This window comes from Stutzerimonas decontaminans, assembly GCF_000661915.1.
GTDB classification, from domain to species: Bacteria; Pseudomonadota; Gammaproteobacteria; order Pseudomonadales; family Pseudomonadaceae; genus Stutzerimonas; species Stutzerimonas decontaminans.
The window spans coordinates 1,606,775-1,633,519 of sequence record NZ_CP007509.1 but is presented as its reverse complement, the minus strand read 5'-3'; the positions used below and the strand labels follow the sequence as shown (position 1 = coordinate 1,633,519).

Below are 26,745 nucleotides of genomic sequence, written 5' to 3'. Positions count from 1 at the left end.
AACATGTAGGGGCTGAGAAAAGGGGCTACATTATGACGGCGCACCCTAGCGCCGGCAATCTGCAGCGGACGAAACACTGACAGCCAAGCGCCTCGATAGTTACAATCCCGACGGCCTATTTTTCTATCGGAGCCACGCCCACTCGTGTCCGTCTTGCGCCTTCCACCCCTGCCTGCCGCCAGCGGCAAGCAACACTGGGGCAATCTTCCAGGAGCCGCGCTGAGCCTGGCGATTGCCGAAGCAGCCAGCAACGCCAAACGCTTCACGTTGCTCCTCACTGCCGACAGCCAGAGTGCCGAGCGCCTGCAGGAAGAGCTCGCTTTCTTCGCACCGGGACTGCCGGTGCTGCATTTCCCCGATTGGGAAACGCTGCCCTACGACATATTTTCGCCACATCAGGACATCGTCTCCCAGCGCATTTCCGCGCTCTACCAACTGCCGGAACTGAGCCACGGCGTGCTGGTAGTGCCGATCACCACCGCCCTACACAGGCTGGCGCCGAAGCGCTTCCTGCTGGGTTCGAGTCTGGTGCTGGACGTCGGGCAGAAGCTCGACGTCGAGCAGATGCGTCTGCGTCTGGAAGCGGCCGGCTATCGCTGCGTGGACACGGTCTACGAGCATGGCGAATTCGCCGTACGCGGTGCGTTGATCGATTTATTCCCCATGGGCAGCCCCCTGCCCTACCGCATCGACCTGTTCGATGACGAGATCGAAACACTGCGCACCTTCGATCCGGAAAACCAGCGTTCGATCGACAAGGTGGAGTCGATCCGCCTGTTGCCGGCACGCGAGTTCCCCCTGAAGAAAGAAGCGGTCACTGGCTTCCGCGCGCGGTTCCGCGAGCGTTTCGACGTCGATTTCCGCCGCTGCCCGATCTATCAGGATCTCTCCACCGGCATCACCCCAGCAGGTATCGAGTACTACCTGCCACTGTTCTATGAAGAAACCGCGACGCTGTTCGATTACCTGCCCGAAGACAGCCAGGTGTTCTCGCTGCCCGGCATCGAACAGGCCGCCGAGCAGTTCTGGAGTGATGTACGCAATCGCTACGAGGAACGTCGCGTCGACCCCGAGCGCCCGCTGTTGCCGCCTGCCGAGCTGTTCATGCCGGTGGAGGACTGCTTCGCTCGCCTGAAACTCTGGCCACGGGTGGTCGCCAGCCAGCAGGACGTCGAGCCAGGTATCGGCCGTGAACGCTTCAATGCCCACGCGCTGCCAGAATTGGCCATCGAGTCCAAGGCCAATGAGCCGCTGGGCAAGCTGCGGCAATTCCTCGAAAGCTATCCGGGACGCGTGCTGTTCACTGCCGAATCCGCTGGTCGCCGCGAGGTGTTGCTGGAGCTGCTGGCACGGCTGAAGTTGCGTCCTCAGGAAGTCGACGGCTGGCCGGGCTTTCTCGCCAGCGACGAACGTCTGGCCATCACCATCGCCCCGCTCGACGAAGGCCTGCAACTGGACGACGTGGCACTGGTCGCGGAAAGCCCCCTGTTCGGCCAGCGCGTCATGCAACGCCGACGCAGGGAGAAGGGTCGCGACGCTGGCGAAAACGTTATCAAGAACCTCACCGAGCTGCGCGAAGGCTCGCCGGTGGTGCACATCGATCACGGTGTCGGTCGCTACCAGGGATTGGTCACCCTCGAAATCGAAGGCCAGGCGCAGGAATTCCTGCTGCTGCAGTACGCCGAGGACGCCAAGCTCTACGTGCCGGTCGCCAGCCTGCACCTGATCGCCCGCTATACAGGCAGCGACGACGCGCTCGCGCCACTGCACCGGCTCGGTTCGGAAACCTGGCAGAAGGCCAAGCGCAAGGCCGCCGAGCAGGTCCGCGACGTTGCCGCCGAGCTGCTCGACATCTACGCCCGCCGCGCGGCACGCGAGGGTTATGCATTCAAAGACCCGCAGGTCGACTACGAAACGTTCGCCGCAGGCTTTCCGTTCGAGGAAACGCCCGATCAGCAGGCCGCCATCGACGCGGTGCGCGAGGACCTGTTGTCGGCCAAGCCGATGGACCGCCTGGTCTGCGGCGATGTCGGCTTCGGCAAGACCGAAGTCGCCATGCGCGCCGCGTTCATCGCCGTCCATGGCGGCCGGCAGGTTGGCGTACTGGTGCCGACCACCCTGCTCGCCCAGCAGCATTACAACAGCTTCCGCGACCGCTTCGCCGACTGGCCGGTGCGGGTCGAGGTGATGAGCCGCTTCAAATCCGCCAAGGAGGTGCAGAACGCTATCGCCGAGCTCGCCGAGGGCAAGATCGACATCCTCATCGGCACCCACAAGCTGCTGCAGGACGACGTCAAGTTCAGCAACCTGGGCCTGGTCATCATCGACGAGGAACACCGCTTCGGCGTACGCCAGAAGGAACAACTCAAGGCGCTGCGCAGCGAGGTGGACATCCTCACCCTGACCGCCACGCCGATTCCGCGCACGCTGAACATGTCCATCGCCGGCATGCGCGACCTGTCGATCATCGCCACGCCGCCGGCGCGCCGCCTGTCGGTGCGCACCTTCGTCATGGAACAGCAGAACACCGTGATCAAGGAGGCGCTGCTGCGCGAGCTGTTGCGCGGCGGCCAGGTCTATTACCTGCACAACGATGTGAAGACCATCGAGAAATGCGCCGCCGATCTGCAGGCACTGGTGCCGGAGGCACGCGTCGCGATCGGCCACGGGCAGATGCGCGAGCGTGACCTCGAACAGGTCATGAGCGACTTCTACCACAAGCGCTTCAACGTGCTGGTGGCCTCGACCATTATCGAAACCGGCATCGACGTGCCGAGCGCCAACACCATCATCATCGAGCGCGCCGACAAGTTCGGCCTGGCGCAGCTGCACCAGCTGCGTGGCCGGGTCGGGCGCAGTCACCACCAGGCCTATGCCTATCTGCTCACCCCTACTCGCAAGGCCATGACCGACGACGCGCAGAAGCGCCTGGAGGCCATCGCCAATGCCCAGGACCTCGGTGCAGGCTTCGTCCTGGCCACCCACGACCTGGAAATCCGCGGCGCCGGCGAGCTGCTCGGCGAGGGCCAGAGCGGACAGATCCAGGCCGTCGGCTTCACTCTTTATATGGAAATGCTCGAGCGCGCGGTCAAAGCCATCCGCAAGGGCGAGCAGCCGAACCTGGAGCAGCCGCTCGGCGGCGGCCCGGAGATCAACCTGCGCCTGCCGGCACTGATTCCGGAGGACTATCTGCCGGACGTGCACGCCCGTCTGATCCTCTACAAGCGTATCGCCAATGCCGCCGACGAGGATGGCTTGAAGGAACTGCAGGTGGAGATGATCGACCGCTTCGGCCTGCTGCCCGAGCCAACCAAGAATCTGGTGCGCCTGACGCTGCTCAAGCTGCAGTCGGAAAAGCTCGGCATCATCAAGATCGACGCCGGCCCGCAGGGTGGGCGCATCGAGTTCTCGGCAGATACCTCGGTCGATCCGATGGTGCTGATCAAGCTGATCCAGAGTCAGCCCAAGCGCTACAAGTTCGAGGGCGCCACGCTGTTCAAATTCCAGGTGCCGATGGAACGCCCGGAAGAGCGTTTCAATACCCTGGAAGCGCTCCTCGAACGACTCGCGCCCAGCGAACTGGGATCCTAGATGCCGGCTCGTTGGCTGCTTTGGCTGCTGTTCCTCTGCGCGCCTTCGGCGTTTGCCGAGGCGCTGTATCGGGTCGAGGTACTTCTGTTTCGCCACGACGCTCCGTTGCTGGCCAGTCAGCGTGCGCCCTCTGGATGGGCGAAAGACACGCAGATGCTGGAACGCAACGCAGAGCGTCCACCAATGCTGGAGGCCATCGCCGAAAGACTCTCCGCCGAGCCCGGCTATCAGCTCTTGCTGCACCGGGCCTGGCGACAGCAGATAAGCGATGACGGCAAGGCAATTGCGCTGCATCAGGGACCGCGCCACTTCGAGCACTACCCGATTCAGGGCGTACTGAAAATACGCCCCGGACGCTATATGCGAACGGATGTGACGTTTTGGGTAAACCGTTTCGGCGACTATGGCCAGCTGCTCGCCAGCGAACGCCTGACCCAGCGGGTACGCCTGGTGCCTGGCCGGCTGACCTATATCGATCACGACAGCCTCGGGCTGCTGATCGAACTGAAGCGGCTATGAGCAAGCGCCGCCGCTCTTCCCAGCCCAAGACTGGCCTGGTGCACCTCGCATTTGCAGGGAGGAGCTGAGCCTTGGCCCCTCCTCTGGCTCCCCGCAAGGAGCGACTGATCGACGACCTGCGCCCAGTCCCGCTGCTCAGCCTCGGCAGCCACCTGGCAATCAATTACCAACCAGGCAACCAGCGCATGGTCAGCGAACATCAGCATCGCGCCGGGCTGTCGTTCATCTACGGCGATGCCTGCGTCCATGGCAAGCGCGACGGCGAGCGCATCCGCCATCTGGCCGGTGACGAGCTGCAGCTGATCGCCCGCCATGCCCAGGCCGAACAGGCACTACGCAAGCACCTGGAGCAGCTCGGCTTTCGCCCGGCACTGCGCCAGAGCCTGGCGCTGCCAAAGGACTCGGCGGAAATGTTCCAGCTGCCCGGAGAAGAAGCCTGGCTCGGTTTCGTTCAGCAGCAGCTGCCCGAACTGCGCCGCCAGGGCTGGCAGCTCGACATCCATCCAGGCTTCGCCTATGACCTGGCGGCCATCGACAGCTGGTACGCGGAAATCGATGAGTCAGCCGATGACGACTGGTTCGATCTTGATCTGGGCATCGTCGTGGACGGTCAGCGCATCGGCATATTGCCGGTGCTCTTGCGCCTGATCCGCCAGAACCCGCAATTGCTGACGCCGCGCGCCCTCGCCCAGCGCAGTGGCGAGGAGCAGTTGCGCGTCCAGCTCGATCGGCCGGGCCAGCGTGACGGGCAAACCCTGCAGGTCGCCCTACCGTTCGCGCGAATCAAGCCGATCCTGGCGACCCTGGGCGAGCTGTACCTGCGTGAGCCGATGGATGGCGCTTCGCTGCGCCTGAGCAAGGCCGACGGCGCGCGGCTGGCCGGGCTGGAGGAGCTCAGGCCAGACTGGCGAGGGGGCGAGCGGCTGCGTCGGTTCGCCGGGCGACTGAACAGCCCGAGCGCTCAGGCATGCCCGGCACCAGACGCACTCAACGCCACGCTGCGCCCCTACCAACTGCAGGGGCTGGCCTGGATGCAGACCCTGCGCGAGCTGGGCGCCGGCGGCATCCTCGGCGATGACATGGGCCTCGGCAAGACGCTGCAGAGCATCGCCCACATCCTGGTCGAAAAACAGGCCGGCCGGCTCGACCGACCGGCGCTGGTGGTGATGCCGACCAGCCTGATACCCAACTGGCAGGACGAGGCCAGGCGTTTCGCGCCGCAACTGCGGGTGCTGACCCTGACCGGCACCAGTCGCCAGAAGCACTTTGGCGAACTAGCCGAGCACGACTTGTTGCTGACCAGCTATGCGCTGCTGACCCGCGACATCGCCGTGCTGCGCGAACAGCCGCTGCATGTGTTGATTCTCGATGAGGCCCAGCACATCAAGAATCCCTCCAGCAAAGCGGCCCAGGCCGCGCGGGCTCTGCAGACGCGTCAGCGCCTGTGCCTGACCGGCACGCCGCTGGAAAACCATCTTGGCGAGCTCTGGTCGCTGTACCACTTCCTCATGCCCGGCTGGCTCGGCGACGCCAAACGCTTCACCCAGGACTACCGCAATCCCATCGAAAAGCATGGTGACGAGCCTCGCCTGGCGCACCTGCGCGCGCGCATCCGGCCGTTTCTGCTGCGCCGCACCAAGGAACAGGTGGCCACCGAGTTGCCGGCGAAGAACGAGTTCGTCCACTGGGTCGAACTCAACGATGCCCAGCGCGAGCTCTACGAAACGCTGCGTCTGGCAATGGATCGCAAGGTGCGTGACGAGATCGAGCGCAAGGGCCTGGCACGCAGCCAGATGGTCATCCTCGAGGCGCTGCTCAAGCTGCGCCAGGTCTGCTGCGATCTGCGCCTGCTCAAGGGCGAGTCCACACGGGCCATACGCGGCAGCAGCTCGGGCAAGCTGGACAGCCTGCTGGAGATGCTCGACGAACTGATGAGCGAAGGCCGTCGCGTGCTGCTGTTTTCCCAGTTCACCTCGATGCTGGCACTGATCGAGCAGGCGCTGCACAAGCGCGGCATTGCCTACGTCAAGCTGACCGGTGAAACCGATGATCGCCGCACGCCGGTCGAGCGTTTCCAGGCGGGTGAAGTCCCGCTGTTCCTGATCAGCCTGAAGGCCGGCGGCACCGGACTCAACCTGACGGCCGCGGATACCGTGATCCACTACGACCCCTGGTGGAATCCAGCGGCGGAGAACCAGGCGACCGACCGTGCCTACCGCATCGGCCAGGACAAACCGGTGTTCGTCTATCGTTTGATTACCCGCGGCACCGTCGAGGAGCGCATTCGCCAGCTGCAGGCGCGCAAGGCCGAACTGGCCGCTGGTGTGCTTGAGGGTTCCGGCGATGCCGGCTGGCAGCTTGGCGAGCAGGATATCGACGCCCTGTTTGCCCCGTTGCCGTGAACCAGGCACTCCAGCTGACGAACTTGTGACAGCGGCAAGGGCAGCACTTTGCGCTTTGCCAGATCATCGCCATCTCGATTAACGTTCCAACCTGCGGCGGTCCGCCGCCCCGTCACCGGTAGCGCCACAAGGAGCAGCACCCATGAGCCTCTACGAAATCGCCTTTTCCGGCCAACTGCTCCCCGGCGCCAGGCTCGAGCAGGTCGAAGCCAACCTGACCAAACTGTTCCAGGCGGATGCGCAGCGCATCGCACTGCTGTTTTCCGGACGACGCATCGTCATCAAGCAGAACCTCGACTTCGCTGCGGTGGAGAAGTACCGGCAGGCAATGGAACGTGCCGGTGCGCAGGTAGAGGTCAAACCGATGCCGGTGGATGTCGAGGAAATCGAATTGGCGCCGCCACCACCCGCAACCCCAGCGGCAAGCGTCGCGCCCACGCCACCTACCGTCACCAGCGCAAACGCCGCCCCGGCTGCGCTGAAGGTGACGCCCCGTGACGAATACATGGCCGCCTTCGCCGACGTCGAGGCGCCCGATTTTGGCATCGCGCCGGTGGGAGTCGACCTGCAGGATGCCCGTCCCGAGCCCGAGGCACCGCGGGTGGACCTGTCCCAGTTCAGTCTGGCCCCGGTGGGCAGCGACATGGGCGAACTGCCACGCGACACGGCAGGCGCCGTACCGGACATCTCGCACATCAAACTGCAGGACTGATCGCCGCATTACGAAGGCGCCGGGCTGAAGCAGAACGCTGCCTCGCCCCCGCGCAGCTGTATATTCGACGCAGCACGCTGCTGCGCACACCGCCGTCGGGTTGGCTGAACCCGGCCGCGCGTTATCCAGCGAACTCACAGCGCCGCGCCACGCTCCAACCTACAAGCCCGCAAAGTGCCTGTATTCATGGACCTCGTCGTTGCCCGCCCCGAAGGCCTTTATTGCCCACCCGGTGATTTCTACATCGATCCCTGGCGCCCGGTGGAGCGCGCCGTCATCACCCACGCCCACGGCGATCATGCGCGCTGGGGCATGAGCCATTACCTGGCCTCAAGCGACAGCGAAGGCATTCTGCGCTCGCGGATCGCCGCCGATATGCCGCTGCAGACGCTGGCCTATGGTGAATCCATCGAGCATTACGGCGTAAAGCTCAGCTTCCATCCCGCCGGCCATGTGCTCGGCTCGGCGCAGGTGCGCCTGGAGTACAAAGGCGAAGTCTGGGTCGCTTCCGGCGACTACAAGGTCGAGCCGGACGGGACCTGCGCACCCTTCGAGCCGGTGCGCTGCCATACCTTCATCACCGAATCGACCTTCGGCCTGCCGATCTACAAATGGCCGTCTCAGGCCGAGGTATTTAGCGACATCAACGACTGGTGGCGCGCCAATGCGGCAGCCGGGCGCGCCAGCGTGCTGTTCTGTTACGCCTTCGGAAAGGCACAGCGCATCCTGCACGGCCTGGACGAGAGCATCGGCACCATCGTCGTGCATGGCGCGGTCGAGCCGCTGAACAAGGTCTATCGCGAGGGTGGCATCTATCTGCCACCGACGGTGTATGCCGGCGACCTGAAAAAAGGCGACCCGCGCCTGAAGCACGCCATCATCCTCGCCCCACCCTCCGCTGGCGGCAGCACCTGGATGCGCCGTTTCGGCGACTACGCCGATGCCTTCGCCAGTGGCTGGATGATGCTGCGCGGCACCCGGCGCCGGCGCGGCGTCGACCGCGGCTTCGTGCTCTCCGACCATGCCGACTGGCCAGGCCTGCTCTGGGCCATCGAGCAGACCGGCGCCGAACGGGTGATGGTGACCCACGGTTCCGTTGCGGTGTTGGTGCGCTACCTGCGCGAAATGCGCGGCCTCGATGCCCAGGCCTTCGCGACCGAATACGGCGAAGAGGACGATGCCACCCAGGAGGCCGAATGAGCCGGCGCACCAACATCGCATCCCATAGACCCGTGCAGGCTCGCAACCCGGCCGCGCCATGGCGAGCGGGACGCAGCGCATGAAAGCCTTCGCCACCCTTTACAGCCGCCTCGACGCCACCACCTCGAGCAACGCCAAGCTCGCGGCGATGCGCGACTATTTTCGTGACGCCGATCCGGCCGACGCCGCCTGGGCGGTCTACTTTCTGGCCGGCGGACGGCCACGCCAGCTGGTTCCGACCCGCGTGCTGCGCGAAACCGCCATGCAGGCGTCGGGTTTGCCGGAATGGCTGTTCGAGGAAAGCTACCAGGCGGTCGGCGACATGGCCGAAACCATTTCGCTGCTGATGCCCGAGGCCGAACACAGCTCCGACGACGGGCTGGCCGTGTGGATGCAGGACAAGCTGCTGCCGCTGCGCGGCCAGCCGCCGGAGGAGCTGGCTGAACGCTTGCCGGCGCTCTGGGCACAGCTGGACCGGCTGAGCCTGATGGTCTGCATCAAGCTGATCACCGGCGCCTTTCGCGTCGGCGTGTCGAAGCTGCTGGTCACCCGCGCGCTGGCTTCGCTGGTCGATCTCGACCCCAAGCGCGTGGCGCAACGACTGGTGGGCTACACCGATCTGTCCCATCGGCCGAGCGCCGAGGGCTACCGCGCGCTGATCGCCGAGGAGTCCGAGCATGAGCACGCCCAGCGTGGCGGCCAGCCCTATCCGTTCTTTCTCGCCCACTCGTTGCAGGCACCGGTCGAGGAGTTCGACATGCTGCTCGGTGCGCCAGACAACTGGTTCATCGAATGGAAGTGGGACGGCATCCGTGCGCAGCTGGTCAAGCGCGACGGGCAGATCTGGGTCTGGTCGCGCGGTGAAGAGCTGGTCAGCGAGCGCTTTCCGGAACTCTGCGAACTGGCCGGCTGCCTGCCCGACGGCACGGTGATCGACGGCGAGATCCTGGTCTGGAAGCACGCGCCCGACGGGCCTTCGGCAGAACTCTTCGCGCAGCCAGAGAGCGATGACGCCGACACAACCGAACGCTTCGGCGTGCAACCCTTCGCGCTGCTGCAACAGCGTATCGGCCGCAAAAACCTCACAGCGAAAGTCTTGCAGGATGCCCCGGTCGCGGTGCTCGCCTATGACCTGCTGGAATGGCAGGGTGACGACTGGCGGCAACGCGAGCATCGTGAACGCCGGCAACAGCTCGAAGCGGTGGTCGGACAATGCCCCAACCCGCGGCTGATGCTTTCGCCGCTGGTGAGCGGCGATGACTGGGCCGATCTGGCGCGCCAACGCGAAGCGTCCCGTGAGCGCGGCGTCGAGGGCATGATGATCAAGGCCCGCGCCGCGCAGTACGGCGTCGGTCGGACCAAGGACGTCGGCGTCTGGTGGAAATGGAAGATCGACCCCTACTCCGTCGATGCGGTGCTGATCTACGCCCAGCGCGGTCATGGCCGCCGCGCCAGCCTCTACACCGACTACACCTTTGCCGTCTGGGACGGCGAGCCGGGCGACCCGGAGCGCAAGCTGGTGCCGTTCGCCAAGGCCTATTCCGGATTGACCGACGAGGAGATGCGCAAGGTCGACGCCATCGTGCGCAAGACCACAGTGGAGAAGTTCGGCCCGGTCCGCAGCGTCACCCCGACCCTGGTGTTCGAACTGGGCTTCGAAGGCATCGCCGCCAGCAGCCGGCACAAGAGCGGCATCGCCGTGCGCTTCCCGCGCATGCTGCGCTGGCGTCTCGACAAGCCGGTAGAAGAAGCCGATACCCTAGACACGCTGAAGGAGCTGCTTGGATGAGTAGCCAGGCCAGCCGCCTAACCGGGTCGTCGCCAATATTCGCGGCCAAGGCCGCTTCCACGAGGCGAACCTCGCGCTCGGGCTTCAACAGGCTGCTCCATGAGTGATGCAGCCGAGCTGTTGAGCGAGCAATGGTTCGCCAGCCGGAAGTGGCAACCCTTCCCGTTTCAGCGGGAGGTCTGGCAAGCCATCGACCGGGGCGAGTCTGGACTGCTGCACGCCACCACCGGCTCCGGCAAGACCTACGCCGTCTGGCTCGGGGCTTTGAATCGCTTTGCAACCAAGGCACCGCGCCCTAACACGACGGACAAGCCGGCGCCGTTGACGGTGCTCTGGATCACCCCTATGCGTGCATTGGCCGCCGATACCGCTCGCGCTCTGCAGGCCCCGCTGGACGACCTCGGCATCAACTGGAGCATCGGTTTGCGCACCGGCGATACCAGCGGTGCCGAACGTGCGCGCCAGGGGCGACGGTTGCCTAGCGCGCTGGTCACCACGCCGGAAAGCCTGACCCTGCTGCTGACCCGCGCCGATGCACGCCAGGCCTTCGCCGGTTTGCGCATGCTGGTGGTGGACGAATGGCACGAGCTCTTGGGCAACAAGCGCGGCGTGCAACTGCAACTGGCGCTAGCCCGGCTGCGCCAGTGGATGCCGGAGCTGATCGTCTGGGGCCTTTCCGCCACCCTCGGCAACCAGCCCCACGCGCTGGACGTGCTGCTGCATCCCGGCAGCGGCAGGCTGGTGCAAGGCAAGGTAGACAAGGATCTGCGCGTCGACACCCTGCTGCCGCCGAGCATCGAGCGCTTCCCCTGGGCTGGGCATCTCGGTCTGCGCATGCTGCCGCAGGTGGTCGAGGAGATTGATTCGGCCGCGACCACCCTGGTGTTCACCAACACCCGCTCACAGTCGGAAATCTGGTATCAGGCGCTGCTCGATGCGCGGCCGGACTGGGCCGGCTTGATCGCCCTGCACCATGGCTCGCTGGCCCGCGAAGTTCGCGACTGGGTCGAGCAGGGCCTCAAGCAGGGCGCGCTTAAGGCCGTGGTCTGCACCTCCAGTCTGGATCTGGGCGTGGACTTCCTGCCGGTCGAGCGCGTTCTGCAGATCGGCTCGCCCAAGGGCGTGGCGCGACTGATGCAGCGTGCCGGACGTTCCGGACATGCGCCGGGACGCACCTCGCGGGTAACGCTGGTGCCGACTCATAGCGTGGAAGTGGTGGAAGCCGCCGCCGCTCAGGTGGCCATCGGCGAACGCCGCATCGAAGCCCGCAGCGCAGCGCACCGCCCGCTCGATGTGCTGGTGCAGCACCTGGTCAGCATGGCCTTGGGCGGCGGCTTTCGACCAGACGAACTGTTTGCCGAAGTGCGCCAGGCCTGGTCCTACCGCGACCTGAACGAAGACCATTGGCAATGGGCGTTGGCCTTCGTCCGCCACGGTGGGCATTCGCTGACGGCCTACCCCGACTACCAGCGGGTCGAGCCGGACGAGGCCGGGCTGTGGAAGGTGCCGAGTCGCCGTGTGGCGCTGCGTCATCGCATGAGCATCGGCACCATCGTCAGCGATGCCAGCCTGTCCGTGAAATTCTGGGCCAAGGGCGGCAGCGGGCGCTCGCTCGGCACCATCGAGGAAGGATTCATCGCGCGCCTGCGACCGGGCGACAACTTTCTCTTCGGTGGTCGTCTGCTGGAACTGGTGCGCGTCGAGAACATGACCGCCTACGTCAGCCGCGCGACGGGCAGGAAAGCCGCGGTGCCGCGCTGGAACGGCGGGCGCATGCCCCTTTCCAGCGAGCTGGCCGATGCCGTGGTCGAGCAGCTCGGTGCGGCCTCGCGCGGCCATTTCGAAAGCCCGGAGATGGGCCTGATCGAACCTTTGCTGCGGGTGCAGATGGACTGGTCGGCGCTGCCTACCGAAACCACCTTGCTGGCCGAGGTGATGAAGTCGCGCGAAGGCTGGCACCTGTTCCTCTACCCCTTCGCCGGGCGTCACGTGCATCTGGGCCTGGCCAGTTTGCTGGCCTGGCGCCTGGCCAAGCGCGAGCCGCTAACCTTCTCCATCGCGGTCAACGACTACGGTTTCGAGCTGCTCTCGGCCACCGAAGTGGACTGGCAGCAGCTGCTGACGCCAGCACTGTTCAGCCAGGACGACCTCCTGCACGACGTACTCGCCAGTCTCAACGCTGGCGAGCTGGCGCGTCGCCGCTTTCGTGAGATCGCACGCGTTGCAGGCTTGGTGTTTTCCGGCTACCCCGGTGCGCAGAAGAGCGCGCGTCAGCTGCAGGCTTCCAGCGGGCTGTTCTTCGACGTCTTCCGCCAATATGACCCGTCCAACCTGCTGCTGACCCAGGCCGAAGAAGAGGTCCTGCGCCAGGAACTCGATGTCGAGCGACTGGAGCAGACGCTGAGCCGGCTACAGAGCCGCCAACTGACCCTGCACGTCGTCAAACGCACCACCCCGCTGGCGTTCCCGTTGATGGTCGAACGGTTCCGCGAAAGCATGACTTCGGAAAAACTGGCCGACCGAATCCGGCGGATGGTCGCTGATCTGGACAAGGCAGCCGGCCCGGGTGGCTATCAGCCGGAAGCGACCGCCGGTATCGCCGTCGAGCGCGAAACCAGCCCAAAGCGCAAACCCCGCGCGGCCAAAGACGGCACCCCACGCCCGAAAAGGGTCCGACGCGATGGCTGATGGGCTCGGCGCAAACCACGCAGCGCAAAAATGCTCACGCCATGTTGCTACGAGCTTGCTCGCGAATGCTGCGTCCACATCACGCCCGCGACTGCTCGCGATAGACTACGCCGCATGACATCCCACCTGCCCATCGAGCTGGAACGGACCGAACTCTGGCTGCTTGCCGACAAGGCCATCTACTGGCCCGAACAACAGGCACTACTGGTCGCCGACATCCATTTCGGTAAGGCCGCCGCCTACCGCCGCCTCGGCCAACCGGTGCCGCACGGCACGACCCAGGCCAACCTGCGCCAGCTGGACGAACTGTTGGCACGCTACCCCTGCCGCCAATTGATCTTCCTCGGCGACTTCCTGCATGCGCCGGAATCGCAGACGCCGACCACGCTCGGCCAGTTGCACGTGTGGCGCGCCACCCATGCCGAACTGGCGGTCACCCTGATTCGCGGCAACCACGACCGCCGGGCCGGCGACCCACCGGCCAGCCTCGGCATCGATGTGGTTCCCGAGCCGCTGCTACTCGGCCCGTTCGCCCTGCAGCACGAACCCGATCCGCATCCAACCTACCACGTGCTCGCCGGTCACCTGCATCCGGCGTTTCAGCTGCGCGGGCGCGGTCGCCAGCGCCTGCGCCTGCCGTGCTTCTGCATAGGCGAGCGGCTCAGCCTGCTACCGGCCTTCGGCAATTTCACCGGCACGATGACGGTGACAGCCGAGGACCACTGGCAGATCTACGTGATAGGAGATGGAGAAGTCTGGCCGCTGGCGCGCTCGGCGCCGATCAGGCCTGGGATATGCCCGTGATGGTGATGCCGTAACGCTCAGCCAGCCGGGTCGCTGGCGTGTCCTCCAGATCAGGCTCGTGCTCGTGCTCGATCTCCTGATCCGGATACAGCTCCTCCGCCCTGCGCGTGACGAGCTCGACAGCCTCGTCGATATCCGGTTGGTGCGCTGAGTCGATCTTCAGCGTCGAAGTGTTGCCATCTTTGTTGTACGCAATGATCCAGGTTGTCATGGAATGCCCCTCGCCTTGAATAAACCCGTGCGGGCGTAATAACGCACCTATTGGTTTTTGTAAGTTTTTAGACCCATCCGGCGCCGGCAGTTCGGTCCCTCACCTCAAACTTAGCAGCTTTAATTGCAGGACGAGGAACAACGACCCGGATGCCCAGTCATCCGTGAAGCCCTTCGCCGGAGTCCGAAAACATGAGCGCCGCCCGAGCACATTCGCCAGAGTTATCCGAGGACCGGCTGGTAGCCCTGCTGCGCCAGCATGCCGAACCCTTGCCTGCCGTGGACGACCCGCGCTTCGCCGATGCCTTCGAACGCTACGCCGACGCCCGAGTGGTGCTGATTGGCGAAGCCAGCCATGGCACCTCCGAGTTCTATCAGGCCCGCGCGGCGATCACCAAGCGCTTGATCGAACGGCATGGATTTTCCATCGTCGCGGTGGAAGCCGACTGGCCGGACGCCGCGCGCATCGATTGCTACAGCCGACAGCGCCAGCCCGTCGCCTGGGTTGACGACACGTTCAAGCGCTTCCCCAGCTGGATGTGGCGAAACCAGGAGGTCGAACACTTCGTCCGCTGGCTGCGCGAGCACAATGCGGGCCTGCCAGCCGAGCGACGCGTCGAATTTCGCGGCCTGGACGTCTACAGCCTGGGCAGCTCGATCCGCGAAGTCCTGCGCTACCTTGATCGCACCGACCCGCAGGCGGCGGCTGCGGCGCGTCGGCGTTACGGCTGTCTCAGCCCCTGGCAGGAAGATCCCGCCGTCTATGGCCGCAACGTCATGCTTGGCCAACCCTCCTGCGAGCAAGCAGTGGTCGAACAGCTGCAAGCCCTACTCGCGCAGCGTCTGGAATACATCGGCCAGGACGGCGAACGCTTCTTCAACGCCGAACGCAACGCCCATGTGGTCCTCGCTGCGGAGCACTATTACCGTGCCATGTACCGTGGCTCGACCGAGTCCTGGAATCTGCGCGATCGCCACATGTTCGACACCCTGAAAGCGCTGCTCGAACATCGTGGGCGGGACGCCAAGGCCGTTGTCTGGGCACACAACTCGCACATCGGTAATGCGGCGGCGACGTCGATGGGCTGGGGAGGAGAATTCAACATCGGTGAGCTCTGTCGCACCGCATACGGTCGCGCGGCGGTGCTGATCGGCATGGCGACCGATCGCGGCGAAGTCGCCGCCGCCGACAACTGGGATGAGCCCATGCAGGTGAAGCAGGTCATCCCCTCTAGATCGGACAGCTGGGAGCAGCTGTTCCTGCGGGCCGGGGTGCCGGTGTCGCTGACCGACTGGCGCAACGATCAAGATGAGCTGCGCCAAGCGCTCGCCCGGCCAAGACTGGAACGCGCCATCGGGGTGATCTACCGCCCGCTGACGGAGCGACAGTCGCACTACTTCCGCGCCATTCTGGCCGAACAGTTCGATGCCGTGATATGGATCGAGCAGACCGCTGCCGTCACACCGATCGGCCCGCAACAGGTCGATCCGGATATCGTTCCAGACACCTACCCGTTCGGAGAATGAGCGCTTAGCAAGCGAGCAGCCGGCCCTGCGCCGCGCCGCTTGGACGACGACGCTTGTAGCGGTGAATCACCGAGCGGTTTATGCAACTGGTGCGGGCGGTGGCTGATCGGGAACAGTGGGCTCACCAGGTTCGGAAGGCTGAGTAGGAACCCCAGGTTCTTCCGGGTCGCCCGGCACGCCAGCGGCGCGCCAGTACAGGGTATCGGCATTGGGGGTATAGCGAATTGACTGAGCAAGCATGATCTTCTCCACTGCATGCACCCGCGACGGCGGGCAGGTCTGTAGTAGAGACGTGGGCGGGGCTTTTCTATCCGACCTTCCGTCGGAGTTCGCACCCGCCCCGGCGCATCACCACATCAGGTCGTCCGGCACCTGATAAGCGGCGTACGGATCGTCGGCGTCCGGCTCCTCGGTGCGCACATTGAGCTGCACCACACGGTTGGGGTCGCGTTCCTGGATCTTCAGTGCCGCCTCACGCGGAATCACCTCGTAGCCACCACCGTGACGCACGATGGCGAGCGAACCGCTGGCAAGCTTGTCGCGCATCAGCTTGTTTACCGACAGGCGCTTGACCTTCTTGTCGTCGACGAAGTTGTAGTAATCCTCGGTGGTCAGCTTCGGCAGGCGGCTGGTCTCGATCAACTGTTTAACCTGTGCTGCACGGGCTTTCTGCTCGGCCTTCTCCTGCTGCTGACGATTGAGTTCCTGGTCGCGGGCGATCTTTTCCGCCTGTGCCTTCAGTGCCGCTTCGCGCTGGGAATCGTCCTTCTCGACCTGGCCCTTCTTCTCCAGGCGCTGCTGCTTCTGCTTCTGCTTGACGGCCTGCTTGGCCTGCTTTTCGTTGACCAGCCCGGCTTTGAGCAGCTGGTCACGGAGGGAAAGACTCATGTTTCGGCTCGTCTCGTCATGAATTCAAGTTGGGCACCGGTGGAATGCTGCTTCGCTCCACCGAGCGGCATTGTGGTGGATGTGAAAAGCCACATCCACCCGGAAAGTGCAGTTAGGCGCAAGAAGGCGATTGCTCGGCCTTCTTCGCCTCGCCCCAAAGCGCATCGAGCTCTTCGAGATTGCAGCTCTCGATGGGCCGCCCCGCGCCGCGCAAGGCCTGCTCAATGAAGCGAAAACGCCGCTCGAACTTGCCATTCGCGGCACGCAGGGCGTTCTCCGGATCGACCTTGAGATGACGCGCCAGGTTGACCACGACGAACAACAGGTCGCCCAGCTCTTCGGCGATGGCTTGCGGGTCGTTTTCGCTCATTGCCTCCAGCACTTCACCGAGTTCCTCGCGCACCTTGTCCACCACCGGCAGCGCCTCGGGCCAGTCGAAGCCGACCTGGGCGGCGCGCTTCTGCAGCTTGGCGGCACGACTGAGCGCCGGCAGTGCGCTCGGGACATCGTCGAGCAGTGACAATTGTTCAGGCGCGGCAGCCTTCTCGGCACGCTCCTCGGCCTTGATTTCTTCCCAGCGCTGCTTGATGGCCGTCTCGTCGAGGCGCGGTAGCTCCGGCGAGCCATACAGGTCGCCATCAGGGAACACGTGGGGATGGCGACGGATCAGTTTGCGGGTGATGGCATCGACCACCGTGGCGAACTCGAAGCGCCCTTCTTCCTGCGCCAGCTGGCTGTAGTAGACGACCTGGAACAGCAGGTCACCCAGCTCGCCGGGCAGATGATCGAAGTCGCCGCTCTCGATGGCATCGGCCACCTCGTAGGCCTCTTCCAGCGTATGCGGCACGATGCTCGCGTAGTCCTGCTGCAGGTCCCACGGACAGCCATGCTGCGGATCGCGCAGCCGGGCCATCAGGTGCAGAAGGTCGGGGAGTTGGTACATGGGATTCCTCAAGCCGGGCTATCGCAGCGGCGTTCCGGTGGATGTAAAAAGCGACATCCACCCTACGGATGTCAGGCCGATTGTAGGGTGGATGACGCTTCACCCATCCACCGTGGCGCTACCGGCAACACCGCCGGCCTTGCGCCTTACGTCGCTCTTTGGCGCTTGGCTTCGATGATGTTCGGCAGCTGCGAAATGCGGCTGAGCAAGCGACCCAGGGCATTCAACCCGGGAATCTCGATGGTCAGCGTCATCTGCGCGGTGCTGTCTTCCTTGTTCGAGCGGGTGTTCATCGACAGCACGTTGATGCGCTCGTTGAGCAGCATCTGCGAGATGTCGCGCAGCAGGCCGGCGCGGTCGTAGGCGCGGATCATGATTTCCACCGGATAGGTCTTCTCCGGCACCGGACCCCAGCTGACCTGGATGATCCGCTCCGGCTCACGCCCGGCCAGCTGCAGCACAGACGGGCAGTCCTGGCGGTGAATACTGACACCGCGGCCCTGGGTGATGTAACCGACGATGGGATCGCCCGGCAGCGGCTGGCAGCAGCCGGCCATCTGCGTCAGCAGGTTGCCGACGCCCTGGATCTGCACGTCGCCGCGCTTGCCCGGCTTGTACGGCGCCGAGCGCCGCGGAATCAGTTCCAGCTGGTCGTAACCGCGCTCCGGCTCGACCAGCTGCTGCGCCATGTTGACCAGGTGCGCCAGGCGCAGGTCGCCGGCGCCAAGGGCGGCGAACATGTCCTCGGCGTTCTTCAGGTTGGCCTTCTCGGCCAGCTTGTCGAAGTCCACCGGTGGCAGGTCCAGACGTCCCAGTTCGCGCTCCAGCAGCGCCTTGCCGGCCGCGACGTTCTGGTCGCGCGCCTGCAACTTGAACCAGTGCACGATCTTCGCCCGCGAGCGCGAGGTGGTGATGTAACCCAGGTTCGGGTTCAGCCAGTCGCGGCTCGGCGAGCCGTGCTTGCTGGTGATGATCTCCACCTGCTCGCCGGTCTGCAGGCTGTAGTTGAGCGGCACGATGCGCCCGTTGACCTTGGCGCCGCGGCAGTTGTGGCCGATCTCGGTGTGCACCCGGTAGGCGAAGTCCAGCGGCGTCGCGCCCTTGGGCAGGTCGATGGCATGGCCGTCCGGGGTGAACACGTAGACCCGATCCGGCTCGATGTCGACGCGCAGCTGGTCGGCCAGGCCGCCAATGTCGCCCAGCTCCTCGTGCCATTCGAGTACCTGACGCAGCCAGGCGATCTTCTCCTCGTAATGGTCGGAGCCGGAATTGACATCGGTGCCCTTGTAGCGCCAGTGCGCGCAGACGCCCAACTCGGCTTCTTCGTGCATGGCATGGGTGCGGATCTGCACCTCCAGCACCTTGCCCTCAGGGCCGATCACCGCGGTGTGCAGCGAGCGGTAGCCGTTCTCCTTAGGGTTGGCGATGTAGTCGTCGAACTCCTTCGGAATGTGCCGCCACAGCGTATGCACGATCCCCAGCGCGGTGTAGCAGTCGCGGACTTCCGGCACCAGTACACGAACGGCGCGAACGTCGTAGATCTGGCTGAACTGCAGGCCCTTCTTCTGCATTTTCCGCCAGATGGAATAGATGTGCTTGGCGCGCCCGTCGATGTCCGGCTGGATACCGGTAGCGGTCAGTTCGTCCCTGAGTTGCTGCACGACGTTCTGGATGTACTGTTCGCGATCGAGGCGACGCTCATGCAAAAGCTGGGCGATCTGTTTGTACTGCTCGGGCTCGAGGTAGCGGAAGGACAGGTCCTCCAGCTCCCACTTGATATGGCCGATGCCCAGGCGGTGGGCCAGCGGGGCGTAGATGTCGAAGACTTCGCGGGCGACGCGCTGGCGTTTATCGTCGTCGGCCAGCTTCACCGCACGGATGGCGCAGGTGCGCTCGGCCAGCTTGATCAGCGCGACGCGCACGTCGTCGACCATGGCCACCAGCATCTTGCGCAGGTTTTCCACCTGCGCCTGGGAACCGAGTACGAGGGATTCACGGGGATTGAGACTGGCGCTGATCGCCGCCATGCGCAGCACGCCTTCGATCAGCTTGGCCACCACCGGGCCGAAGCGCTGGTTCACATCAGCGAGCTGAATCTTGCCTTCGCGTACGCCACGATAGATGACGGCGGCAACGAGGCTGTCCTGGTCCAGCTTGAGGTCGGCGAGGATCTCGGCGATCTCGAGGCCGATCTGGTAGCTGGAGGTGCCTTCACTCCAGAGGTTTTGCGCCGCGTTGGCCTGCTGTTCCGCCTCGCGGGCAAACTCGCAGGCCTCCTTCAAGGCCGCGCGGTCGAGTGCCGGGTCCATCCCCAGCACATGATCGAGCCAGCCATCCAGGTTGATACTGCCGTCCGTATTGATCGGCTGAAGCGCTCTGACCTGTACCATCTAAACCTTCCCTTCTGCGCAGCTACTGCGCCATGAACGCCGGCATTCTGCGTGCCGGTCGGTTGAACCACAGGCAATTCGCCTGTCAAGAATGCAGCGTCGAGCGCTAACTCCGCTCGAACAACGCCATGGCCTCGACGTGGGCGGTCTGCGGAAACATGTCCAGCACACCCGCACGCTTAAGACGAAACCCTTGGCTGGCCAGCTCGCGCGCATCGCGCGCCAGGGTGGCCGGATTGCATGAAACATAGACCACGCGCTGCGCCTTCAGCATCGACATTTGTCGAACGATTTCCAGCGCGCCGTCGCGCGGCGGATCGAGCAGTACCGCAGCGAACCCGCTACCTGCCCAGGGTGCATCAGCCAGCGGCTTCGACAAGTCGGCCCGATAAAAGTGCGCGCGCTCCAGACCGTTGCGCCGCGCATTGTCCTGCGCCCGTCCGACCATTGCCTCGACGCCCTCGACACCCACCACGTGAGCGCCCGAGCGCGCCAGCGGCAGGCTGAAGTTGCCCAGCCCGCAGAACAGATCGAGCACTGCTTCATCCTTGCCGACGCCCAGCCATTTCAGCGCCTGAGCCACCATTGCATCGTTGACCGGGGCGTTGACCTGGACGAAATCCCCCGGGCGCCAGGTCAGCTCCAGATCCCAGGCTTCCAGTCGGTAACCCAGCGTCGTCGCCGCATCATCAGGCAGGGGCTCGCCTTCGCCCTGCCACCAGAGCTGCGCTCCATTAGCGGTGGCAAAGCTCCGCAGACGTGCCACATCCATCTCCGGCAGCGTCGCGGTGTGGCGAATCAGCACCGCCTCGGCCGTACCACTGAAGAGTTCGACATGACCGATAGCCTGCGGCTTGCTCAGGTCACGTAGCGCAGCCAGTAATGCCGGCAGCAGCGATTGCAAGGGCTGTACCAGAACCGGACATTCACTGATGGAGACGATTTCCTGGCTGGCACTGGCGCGGAAACCGATGTCCAGGTGCTTGCTCTTGACGTCCCAGCGCACCGCCAGCCGCGCACGGCGGCGATAGCCGAAGGCTGGTCCCACCAGCGGCTCGGCCCACTCTTCCGGCTGCAGATCGGCCACCCGCGCGAGCTGCTCGGCGAGCGTGTGCTGCTTCAGTGCAAGCTGATCGGCAAGGGGCGCATGCTGCAGGTTGCAGCCGCCGCATCGGCGGGCATGCGGGCAGGGTTCGAGCTGACGCTGTGCACTGGCCTGAAGCACGCGCTCGCAGCGCGCTTCGACGATCTGGCTGCGCGCAGCCAGCACCCGCGCCTCGACCTCTTCACCCGGCAGTGCGCCTTCAACGAACCAGGTGCGTCCTTCGATGAAGGCAATGCCGCGACCGTCATTGGCCAGCCGCTCGATGTTCAAGCGCTGCTTCTTGCCGACCGGGACCTGGGGTTTGCGCTCGCCGCCGCTGGGTTGGAAGCGCAAAGCGCCGCTACGTTTGGCCATCAGCTGGAACCTGCGCTGTTCTGTCTGTTAAGGAATGTCATGGATGGCGCCAATGCGGCGCGTGAAAGCGCGCCGCTGATGAGCGAGTCAATTGGGTGCGTTATACACGCCGGTCGACAGATAGCGGTCGCCGCGGTCGCAGATGATCGCCACGATCACCGCGTTCTCGACCTCCTGCGACAGACGCAGCGCCGCGGCCACGGCGCCACCGGAGGACACGCCACAGAAGATGCCTTCCTCACGGGCCAGGCGGCGCATGACCTGCTCGGCCTCGGCCTGCGACATGTCGACGACGCGGTCGACACGCTCGGCCTGATAGATCTTCGGTAGGTATTCCTGCGGCCAGCGACGGATGCCGGGAATGGCCGCGCCTTCCATCGGCTGCAGGCCAACGATCTGCACCGCCGGGTTCTGCTCCTTGAGATAGCGGGACACGCCCATGATGGTTCCGGTGGTACCCATGGAACTGATGAAATGGGTGATGCTGCCGTGGGTCTGCCGCCAGAGCTCCGGCCCCGTGCTGTTGTAATGCGCTTCGGGGTTGTCGCCATTGGCGAACTGATCGAGCACCTTGCCGCGACCTTCGGCCTGCATTTTCAACGCCAGGTCGCGGGCACCTTCCATGCCCTCTTCCTTGCTGACCAGGATCAGCTCGGCGCCGTAGGCAGTCATCGCCGCCTTGCGCTCGGCCGTGGAGTTGTCCGGCATGATCAGGACCATCCGGTAACCCTTGATCGCCGCCGCCATGGCCAGGGCGATCCCGGTATTGCCGGAGGTCGCCTCGATCAGCGTATCGCCAGGCTGAATGTCACCGCGCAGCTCAGCACGGTTGATCATCGACAGCGCCGGACGATCCTTGACCGAACCAGCCGGATTGTTGCCCTCGAGCTTGACCAGAATGGTATTGCTGGTCTTACCCGGCATCCGCTGCAGACGAACCAGCGGGGTGTTGCCGATGCAATCGGCAATGGTCGGATAGTGTGTAGTCATGGCGTCGCACAGCATCTGAAGAGGTCGCCATGATACCGGCAACGCTCGACGACGGGCAGACCGTCTCGCCTGACCGGTCGCACTTCGCTCCTCTTCGTTCCGCCCCGGCCGGGCTAGGGGCGCGCGAGAATCCTTGGTGCCGCCTCGATGATCTGCCGCGAAAGGTGCTCCATCCGCGGCGACTGCACCTTCCAGGTGTGCCAGTACAGCGCAATCTCCAGCGGTTCATCGGCGGCGAGATCGACCACCTCGCCAGCCTGCAGCGCATCATGCAGCAACAGTTCCGGCACCATGCCGTACCCCAGGCCGTAGCGGATCGCACTGAAATGTGGCTCGGCACCCGGCACGAAATGGCAGGGGTAAGCCCCCTCTGGCAGCCCGAAGCGGCGCAGCAGGAACGACGACTGCAGCGTGTCCTTGCGCGTATAGGCGACCACCGGCGCCTTGCGTGCCGCGTTGCGGGTCAGCCCATTGGCGAAGTGCTTCTGCCGGAACTCGCTCGACGCCACCAGTCGGTAACGCATGCTGCCCAACGGGCTGGCCGTGCAGCCGCGCATGGGCTTGGGTTCGGTACTGATGCAACCGATCGCCAGACCCGTCTCCAGCAGACTGTAGGTGTGGTCCTGATCCTCGACGGTGAGATCGAGCAGGACCCGCTCGCGGATCAGCACCTCGGCCAGGGCCGGGAAAAACCAGGTCCCCAGGCTGTCGGCATTGAGCGCCGCCACCACTACCAGCGGCGCATCGCTACGCTCGGCGAGGTCGGCCAGCAGATCGGCCTCGAGCAGGGTGGCGCGCTTGAGGTACTGCAGCAGGCGCTGACCGGTTTCGGTGGGGCGACAAGGTCGGCTGCGCACCACCAAGGCGCTGCCCAGCGCACTCTCCAGGGCGCGCACCCGCTGTGAAATCGCCGGTGGCGTCAGGTGCAGGCGCTGTGCGGCCTGCTCGAAGCTGCCGGTACGGATGACCGTGCGAAACGCTTCGGTCTGCTTGGGATCGAGATTCATGCCGCCCGCCGATTAAGAAAATGTTTGCATGGCCTAAAAATAGTTAGCCACGACAAATTTAGCCATCACTGCTCCATAATCGCGCATCCCTTGCTGCAGCGCCCCACCGGCGTGCAGCCCAGCCGTCCGGAGTATCGTCGTGGAATTGCTGCACACCATCTACCTGATCGCCATCACGGCCGAAGCCATGTCCGGCGCCATCATGGGCATGCGCCGCGGCATGGACCTGTTCGGCATCTGCCTGCTCGGCACCGTAACGGCGCTGGGTGGCGGTACCGCACGCGACGTGCTGCTCGGTCATTATCCGGTCGGCTGGATCGCCCATCCGGAGTATCTGACCTTCACCATTGGCGCAGCGATCGTTACCGGGTTCATCGCTCGCCACCTGCATCACCTGCGTATGGTGTTCCTGCTGGTGGACGGCCTCGGCCTGGTGGCATTCACCGTGATCGGCTGCGATGTGGCGATGGGCATGGGCGCCCACCCATCCATAGTGGTGCTGGCCGGCGTGATCACCGGCATCTTCGGCGGCCTGATGCGCGACGTGTTGTGCAACCAGGTGCCGATGGTGCTGCAACGCGAGCTGTACGCCACCGTGGCGCTGTTCACTGGCGTGTTCTACGTCGGCATGCTGTGGCTGGAGATCAACACCACCCTGGCCACCCTGGCGGCGCTGGGCAGCGGCTTCCTGTTCCGCGTACTGGCAATGACCTTTCACTGGAAGCTGCCGGACTTCAACGGCAAGGAAATCCGCGGTCTCGATTGAGGCTGCGACGCCAGGGCTAGACCTGGCGTGCAGATTCCACCGAGCCGAGTCGCTACACTAGCGCGCTGCAATCCAGGATCGGTGGACGGACAGTGCTGAAAGACCTAGGAATTCGTGGCCGCGTGCTGATGCTGACACTGCTGCCCAGCACCCTGCTGGCGGTGGTGCTCGGTGCCTACTTCACCTGGATGCAGCTGTCCGAGATGCGCCACCAGCTCGACGAGCGCGGCCAGCTCATCGCCGAGCAGCTGGCACCGCTCGCTGCGCCCGCCATGAATCTGGGCTACGACAAGCGCTTGCAGCGCATCCTGACCCAGGTGCTGGATCAGGCCGATGTTCGTGCGGTAACGATCCTCGATCCCGAGCGTACCCAGCGCGTACACGCCGGCCCACGCATGCTGACCCCGCCGCCACCAGGCGATCCGGAGAGCCTGACCCGCGTCAGCAGCATGGACCACACACGTATCCTGATGCCGGTGCTCAGTCGCCACCTCAACCTCGCCGATGAGACCCGCGGCCCGGAGGAGAAGCTGATCGGCTGGCTGGAACTGGAGCTGTCACACCACAACACGCTGCTGCGTGGCTATCGCAGCCTGCTGACCAGCCTGTTTCTGGTGGGTGCCGGCCTGCTCATCACCGCGCTGCTGGCGCTCCGCATGAGCCGCACCATCAGCCTGCCACTGCAACGTGTGAAAGCCGCCGTCGCGCAGCTCAAGGACGGCCATCTGGAAACCCGGCTGCCGCCCTTGGGCAGCCACGAAATGGACGAACTCGCGTCCGGCATCAACCGCATGGCCGAAGCGCTGCTCAGCGCCCGTGAGGAACTGCAGCAGAGCATCGACCAGGCCACCGAAGACGTGCAGCAGAACCTGGAAACCATCGAGATCCAGAACATCGAACTGGACCTGGCGCGCAAGGAGGCCCTGGAGGCCAGCCGGATCAAATCCGAATTCCTCGCCAACATGAGCCACGAGATCCGCACACCGCTGAACGGCATCCTCGGCTTCACCCAACTGCTGCAGAAAAGTGACCTCACCCCGCGCCAGCAGGACTACCTGGGAACCATCGAGCAGTCCGCCGACAGCCTGCTCGGGATCATCAACGAGATCCTCGACTTCTCCAAGATCGAGGCCGGCAAGCTGGTGCTCGACAGCGTCCCGTTCAACCTGCGTGATCTGATCGAGGACACACTGACCATCCTCGCCCCGGCTGCACACACCAAGCACCTGGAACTCGTCAGCCTGGTCTATCGCGACACACCGCTGTCGCTGCTGGGCGATCCGCTGCGCCTCAAGCAGGTGCTGACCAATCTGATCAGCAACGCCATCAAGTTCACCAACGAAGGCACCATCGCCGTCCGCGCCATGGTCGAGGACGACAACGCCGATCGCGCCCAGCTGCGCATCAGCGTGCAGGACACCGGCATCGGCCTGACCGATCAGGACCTGCGCGCACTGTTCCAGGCCTTCAGCCAGGCGGACAACTCCATGTCACGCCAGCCCGGCGGCACGGGCCTGGGCCTGGTCATTTCCAAGCGGCTGATCGAGCAGATGGGCGGTGAGATCGGCGTCGACAGCATTCCGGACGAAGGCTCGGAGTTCTGGATCAGCCTCAGCCTGCCTAAGGCACGCGATGACATCGAGGACCTGCCGCACCCCGCCCTGCAAGGGCGCCGCATCGCGCTGCTCGAGCAGCACCCGCTGGCGCGCCAGGCGCTGCAGCACCAACTGGCAAGCCTCGGCCTCGAGGTGCAGAGCTTCGATACGCTCGACCAGATGCAGGCAGCGATTGGCGCGCAACGCCAAAGCAGCCAGCTGATCGACCTTGCCGTACTCGGCGTCACTGGCCGCGAAATCGAGCCGGAGGCACTCAGCCGCAGACTGATGGAGATCGAGGCGCTCGGCTGCAAATGCGTGGTGTTGTGCCCGACCACCGAGCAGGCCCATTACCACGACGCACTGCCGGAAGTGCACAGCTATACACAGCTGCAGGGCAAGCCAGCCTGCACGCGCAAACTACAGCGGGTGCTGGTAGAGCTGGTGCGGCCGAATCAAGCCTACGCCACCCCTGCCGCCGCGGCCCCCAGCCGCGCCGCGCGAGTCCTATGTGTTGACGACAACCCGGCCAACCTGCTGCTGGTAAAGACCCTGCTCGGCGACATGGGCGCCGAGGTCGTCGCGGTGGACAACGGCCTCGCAGCGCTGGAGGCGGTCAAGCAGCACACGTTCGATCTCGTGCTGATGGACGTGCAGATGCCCGGCATGGACGGCCGGCAAACCACCGAAGCCATTCGGCACTGGGAACACACCAGTGGCAGCGCACCACTGCCGATCATCGCCCTCACCGCTCATGCGCTGGCGAATGAAAAACGCTCGCTGCTGCAGAGCGGCATGGACGACTACCTGACCAAGCCGATCAGCGATCGACAATTGGCCCAGGTGGTACTGAAGTGGACCGGTCTGGCGCTGCGCAGCCAACCACAGCACTCGGCGGAGCCGTCGCTACAGCCGGGGCCCAGCCTCAAGGTGCTCGACGAAGAAGAGGGGCTGCGCCTGGCGGCCGGCAAGGCCGACCTCGCCGATGACATGCTCGGCATGCTGTTGCAATCGCTGGAAGGCGATCGCCGCACCATCCGTGAGGCGAGGCAGGCCCGCGATCGCCAGGCGCTGATCGAGCGCGTGCATCGGCTGCATGGCGCGACCCGCTACTGCGGCGTACCGCAGTTGCGTAACGCCTGTCAGCAGAGCGAGACGCTGCTCAAGCAGAACCACCCGGACAGCGAGGCCGCGCTGGATGAACTGGACGCGGCCATCGAGCGGCTGGAGCAGGAAATCCAGATCGCTGGCTGATCGACCACGCC

19 protein-coding genes are annotated in these 26,745 nt (G+C 64.8%); 11 read left to right on the top strand and 8 right to left on the bottom strand.

Annotated elements, in window-relative coordinates; genetic code table 11:
- Nucleotides 1–144: 144 nt before the first annotated feature.
- The 8 genes from mfd to pdeM all read left to right on the top strand — a co-directional run bounded on the left by mfd (nt 145) and on the right by pdeM (nt 13,705).
- Entirely contained in the window at nt 145–3,591 is a 3,447-nt protein-coding gene (gene mfd, locus UIB01_RS07630) for a transcription-repair coupling factor (RefSeq protein ID WP_038658453.1), read from the top strand.
- Nucleotides 3,592–4,110 (top strand): CsiV family protein, encoded by a 519-nt coding sequence (locus UIB01_RS07625; RefSeq protein WP_038658450.1) that lies wholly within the window; start codon nt 3,592–3,594, stop codon nt 4,108–4,110.
- 71 nt (nt 4,111–4,181) lie between these two features.
- Nucleotides 4,182–6,512 carry a DEAD/DEAH box helicase gene (locus UIB01_RS07620; protein ID WP_038658447.1) on the top strand — a complete coding sequence of 777 codons (2,331 nt, stop codon included), beginning with the start codon at nt 4,182–4,184 and terminating at the stop codon, nt 6,510–6,512.
- 142 nt (nt 6,513–6,654) lie between these two features.
- Nucleotides 6,655–7,224, top strand: coding sequence for a hypothetical protein (locus UIB01_RS07615; protein ID WP_038658441.1), 570 nt, complete (start codon nt 6,655–6,657; stop codon nt 7,222–7,224).
- Nucleotides 7,225–7,410: 186 nt separating this feature from the next.
- Nucleotides 7,411–8,424, top strand: coding sequence for a ligase-associated DNA damage response exonuclease (locus tag UIB01_RS07610; protein ID WP_038658438.1), 1,014 nt, complete (start codon nt 7,411–7,413; stop codon nt 8,422–8,424).
- A gap of 79 nt (nt 8,425–8,503) precedes the next feature.
- Nucleotides 8,504–10,213: an ATP-dependent DNA ligase gene (locus tag UIB01_RS07605; RefSeq protein WP_038658435.1), complete on the top strand. Its 1,710-nt coding sequence runs from the start codon at nt 8,504–8,506 to the stop codon at nt 10,211–10,213.
- A gap of 99 nt (nt 10,214–10,312) precedes the next feature.
- Nucleotides 10,313–12,901, top strand: coding sequence for a ligase-associated DNA damage response DEXH box helicase (locus tag UIB01_RS07600; RefSeq protein WP_038658432.1), 2,589 nt, complete (start codon nt 10,313–10,315; stop codon nt 12,899–12,901).
- Nucleotides 12,902–13,015: 114 nt separating this feature from the next.
- A complete protein-coding gene (gene pdeM, locus UIB01_RS07595; RefSeq protein ID WP_038658429.1) occupies nt 13,016–13,705 on the top strand; it encodes a ligase-associated DNA damage response endonuclease PdeM in 690 nt (229 codons plus the stop codon).
- Here the strand turns inward: pdeM and UIB01_RS07590 are convergent.
- Nucleotides 13,683–13,916: a hypothetical protein gene (locus tag UIB01_RS07590; protein WP_038658427.1), complete on the bottom strand. Its 234-nt coding sequence runs from the start codon at nt 13,914–13,916 to the stop codon at nt 13,683–13,685. The two genes, pdeM and UIB01_RS07590, sit on opposite strands and share 23 nt — an antisense overlap.
- Before the next feature lie 191 nt (nt 13,917–14,107).
- On the opposite strand from UIB01_RS07590, the gene UIB01_RS07585 reads away from it, so the two are divergent.
- The gene (locus UIB01_RS07585) at nt 14,108–15,442 is read left to right on the top strand and encodes an erythromycin esterase family protein (RefSeq protein ID WP_038658425.1); all 1,335 of its coding nucleotides are present in this window, start codon (nt 14,108–14,110) and stop codon (nt 15,440–15,442) included.
- Nucleotides 15,443–15,520: 78 nt separating this feature from the next.
- Here UIB01_RS07585 and UIB01_RS23395 read toward each other — a convergent pair whose 3' ends face one another.
- The 7 genes from UIB01_RS23395 to UIB01_RS07555 all read right to left on the bottom strand — a co-directional run bounded on the left by UIB01_RS23395 (nt 15,521) and on the right by UIB01_RS07555 (nt 23,119).
- Nucleotides 15,521–15,682: a hypothetical protein gene (locus UIB01_RS23395; protein ID WP_180983558.1), complete on the bottom strand. Its 162-nt coding sequence runs from the start codon at nt 15,680–15,682 to the stop codon at nt 15,521–15,523.
- Nucleotides 15,683–15,790: 108 nt separating this feature from the next.
- Nucleotides 15,791–16,330 carry a DUF2058 domain-containing protein gene (locus tag UIB01_RS07580; RefSeq protein ID WP_038658423.1) on the bottom strand — a complete coding sequence of 180 codons (540 nt, stop codon included), beginning with the start codon at nt 16,328–16,330 and terminating at the stop codon, nt 15,791–15,793.
- A 112-nt stretch (nt 16,331–16,442) separates the two neighbouring features.
- A complete protein-coding gene (mazG, locus tag UIB01_RS07575; RefSeq protein ID WP_038658421.1) occupies nt 16,443–17,273 on the bottom strand; it encodes a nucleoside triphosphate pyrophosphohydrolase in 831 nt (276 codons plus the stop codon).
- 146 nt (nt 17,274–17,419) lie between these two features.
- Complete coding sequence (gene relA / locus UIB01_RS07570) at nt 17,420–19,663, bottom strand: GTP diphosphokinase (protein WP_038658418.1); 2,244 nt, start codon at nt 19,661–19,663, stop codon at nt 17,420–17,422.
- A gap of 106 nt (nt 19,664–19,769) precedes the next feature.
- Nucleotides 19,770–21,122 (bottom strand): 23S rRNA (uracil(1939)-C(5))-methyltransferase RlmD, encoded by a 1,353-nt coding sequence (gene rlmD / locus UIB01_RS07565; protein WP_038658415.1) that lies wholly within the window; start codon nt 21,120–21,122, stop codon nt 19,770–19,772.
- An 87-nt stretch (nt 21,123–21,209) separates the two neighbouring features.
- Entirely contained in the window at nt 21,210–22,112 is a 903-nt protein-coding gene (cysM, locus tag UIB01_RS07560; RefSeq protein ID WP_038665506.1) for a cysteine synthase CysM, read from the bottom strand.
- 113 nt (nt 22,113–22,225) lie between these two features.
- Nucleotides 22,226–23,119 carry an HTH-type transcriptional regulator ArgP gene (locus UIB01_RS07555; protein WP_038658411.1) on the bottom strand — a complete coding sequence of 298 codons (894 nt, stop codon included), beginning with the start codon at nt 23,117–23,119 and terminating at the stop codon, nt 22,226–22,228.
- Nucleotides 23,120–23,258: 139 nt separating this feature from the next.
- On the opposite strand from UIB01_RS07555, the gene UIB01_RS07550 reads away from it, so the two are divergent.
- On the top strand, nt 23,259–23,885 hold the full coding sequence (locus UIB01_RS07550) for a trimeric intracellular cation channel family protein (protein ID WP_003283735.1): 627 nt from the start codon (nt 23,259–23,261) through the stop codon (nt 23,883–23,885).
- A 92-nt stretch (nt 23,886–23,977) separates the two neighbouring features.
- Nucleotides 23,978–26,734 carry a response regulator gene (locus UIB01_RS07545; RefSeq protein WP_180983557.1) on the top strand — a complete coding sequence of 919 codons (2,757 nt, stop codon included), beginning with the start codon at nt 23,978–23,980 and terminating at the stop codon, nt 26,732–26,734.
- Nucleotides 26,735–26,745: the final 11 nt, after the last annotated feature.

Bases quoted from the DNA above. Each gene is read 5' to 3' on its own strand.
- UIB01_RS07625 (WP_038658450.1), top strand. From the start codon at position 3,592: ATGCCGGCTCGTTGGCTGCTTTGGCTGCTGTTCCTCTGCGCGCCTTCG.
- UIB01_RS07615 (WP_038658441.1), top strand. From the start codon at position 6,655: ATGAGCCTCTACGAAATCGCCTTTTCCGGCCAACTGCTCCCCGGCGCC.
- UIB01_RS07610 (WP_038658438.1), top strand. From the start codon at position 7,411: ATGGACCTCGTCGTTGCCCGCCCCGAAGGCCTTTATTGCCCACCCGGT.
- UIB01_RS07605 (WP_038658435.1), top strand. From the start codon at position 8,504: ATGAAAGCCTTCGCCACCCTTTACAGCCGCCTCGACGCCACCACCTCG.
- UIB01_RS07600 (WP_038658432.1), top strand. From the start codon at position 10,313: ATGAGTGATGCAGCCGAGCTGTTGAGCGAGCAATGGTTCGCCAGCCGG.
- pdeM (WP_038658429.1), top strand. From the start codon at position 13,016: ATGACATCCCACCTGCCCATCGAGCTGGAACGGACCGAACTCTGGCTG.
- UIB01_RS07590 (WP_038658427.1), bottom strand. From the start codon at position 13,916: ATGACAACCTGGATCATTGCGTACAACAAAGATGGCAACACTTCGACG.
- UIB01_RS07585 (WP_038658425.1), top strand. From the start codon at position 14,108: ATGAGCGCCGCCCGAGCACATTCGCCAGAGTTATCCGAGGACCGGCTG.
- UIB01_RS23395 (WP_180983558.1), bottom strand. From the start codon at position 15,682: ATGCTTGCTCAGTCAATTCGCTATACCCCCAATGCCGATACCCTGTAC.
- UIB01_RS07580 (WP_038658423.1), bottom strand. From the start codon at position 16,330: ATGAGTCTTTCCCTCCGTGACCAGCTGCTCAAAGCCGGGCTGGTCAAC.
- mazG (WP_038658421.1), bottom strand. From the start codon at position 17,273: ATGTACCAACTCCCCGACCTTCTGCACCTGATGGCCCGGCTGCGCGAT.
- relA (WP_038658418.1), bottom strand. From the start codon at position 19,663: ATGGTACAGGTCAGAGCGCTTCAGCCGATCAATACGGACGGCAGTATC.
- rlmD (WP_038658415.1), bottom strand. From the start codon at position 21,122: ATGGCCAAACGTAGCGGCGCTTTGCGCTTCCAACCCAGCGGCGGCGAG.
- cysM (WP_038665506.1), bottom strand. From the start codon at position 22,112: ATGACTACACACTATCCGACCATTGCCGATTGCATCGGCAACACCCCG.
- UIB01_RS07555 (WP_038658411.1), bottom strand. From the start codon at position 23,119: ATGAATCTCGATCCCAAGCAGACCGAAGCGTTTCGCACGGTCATCCGT.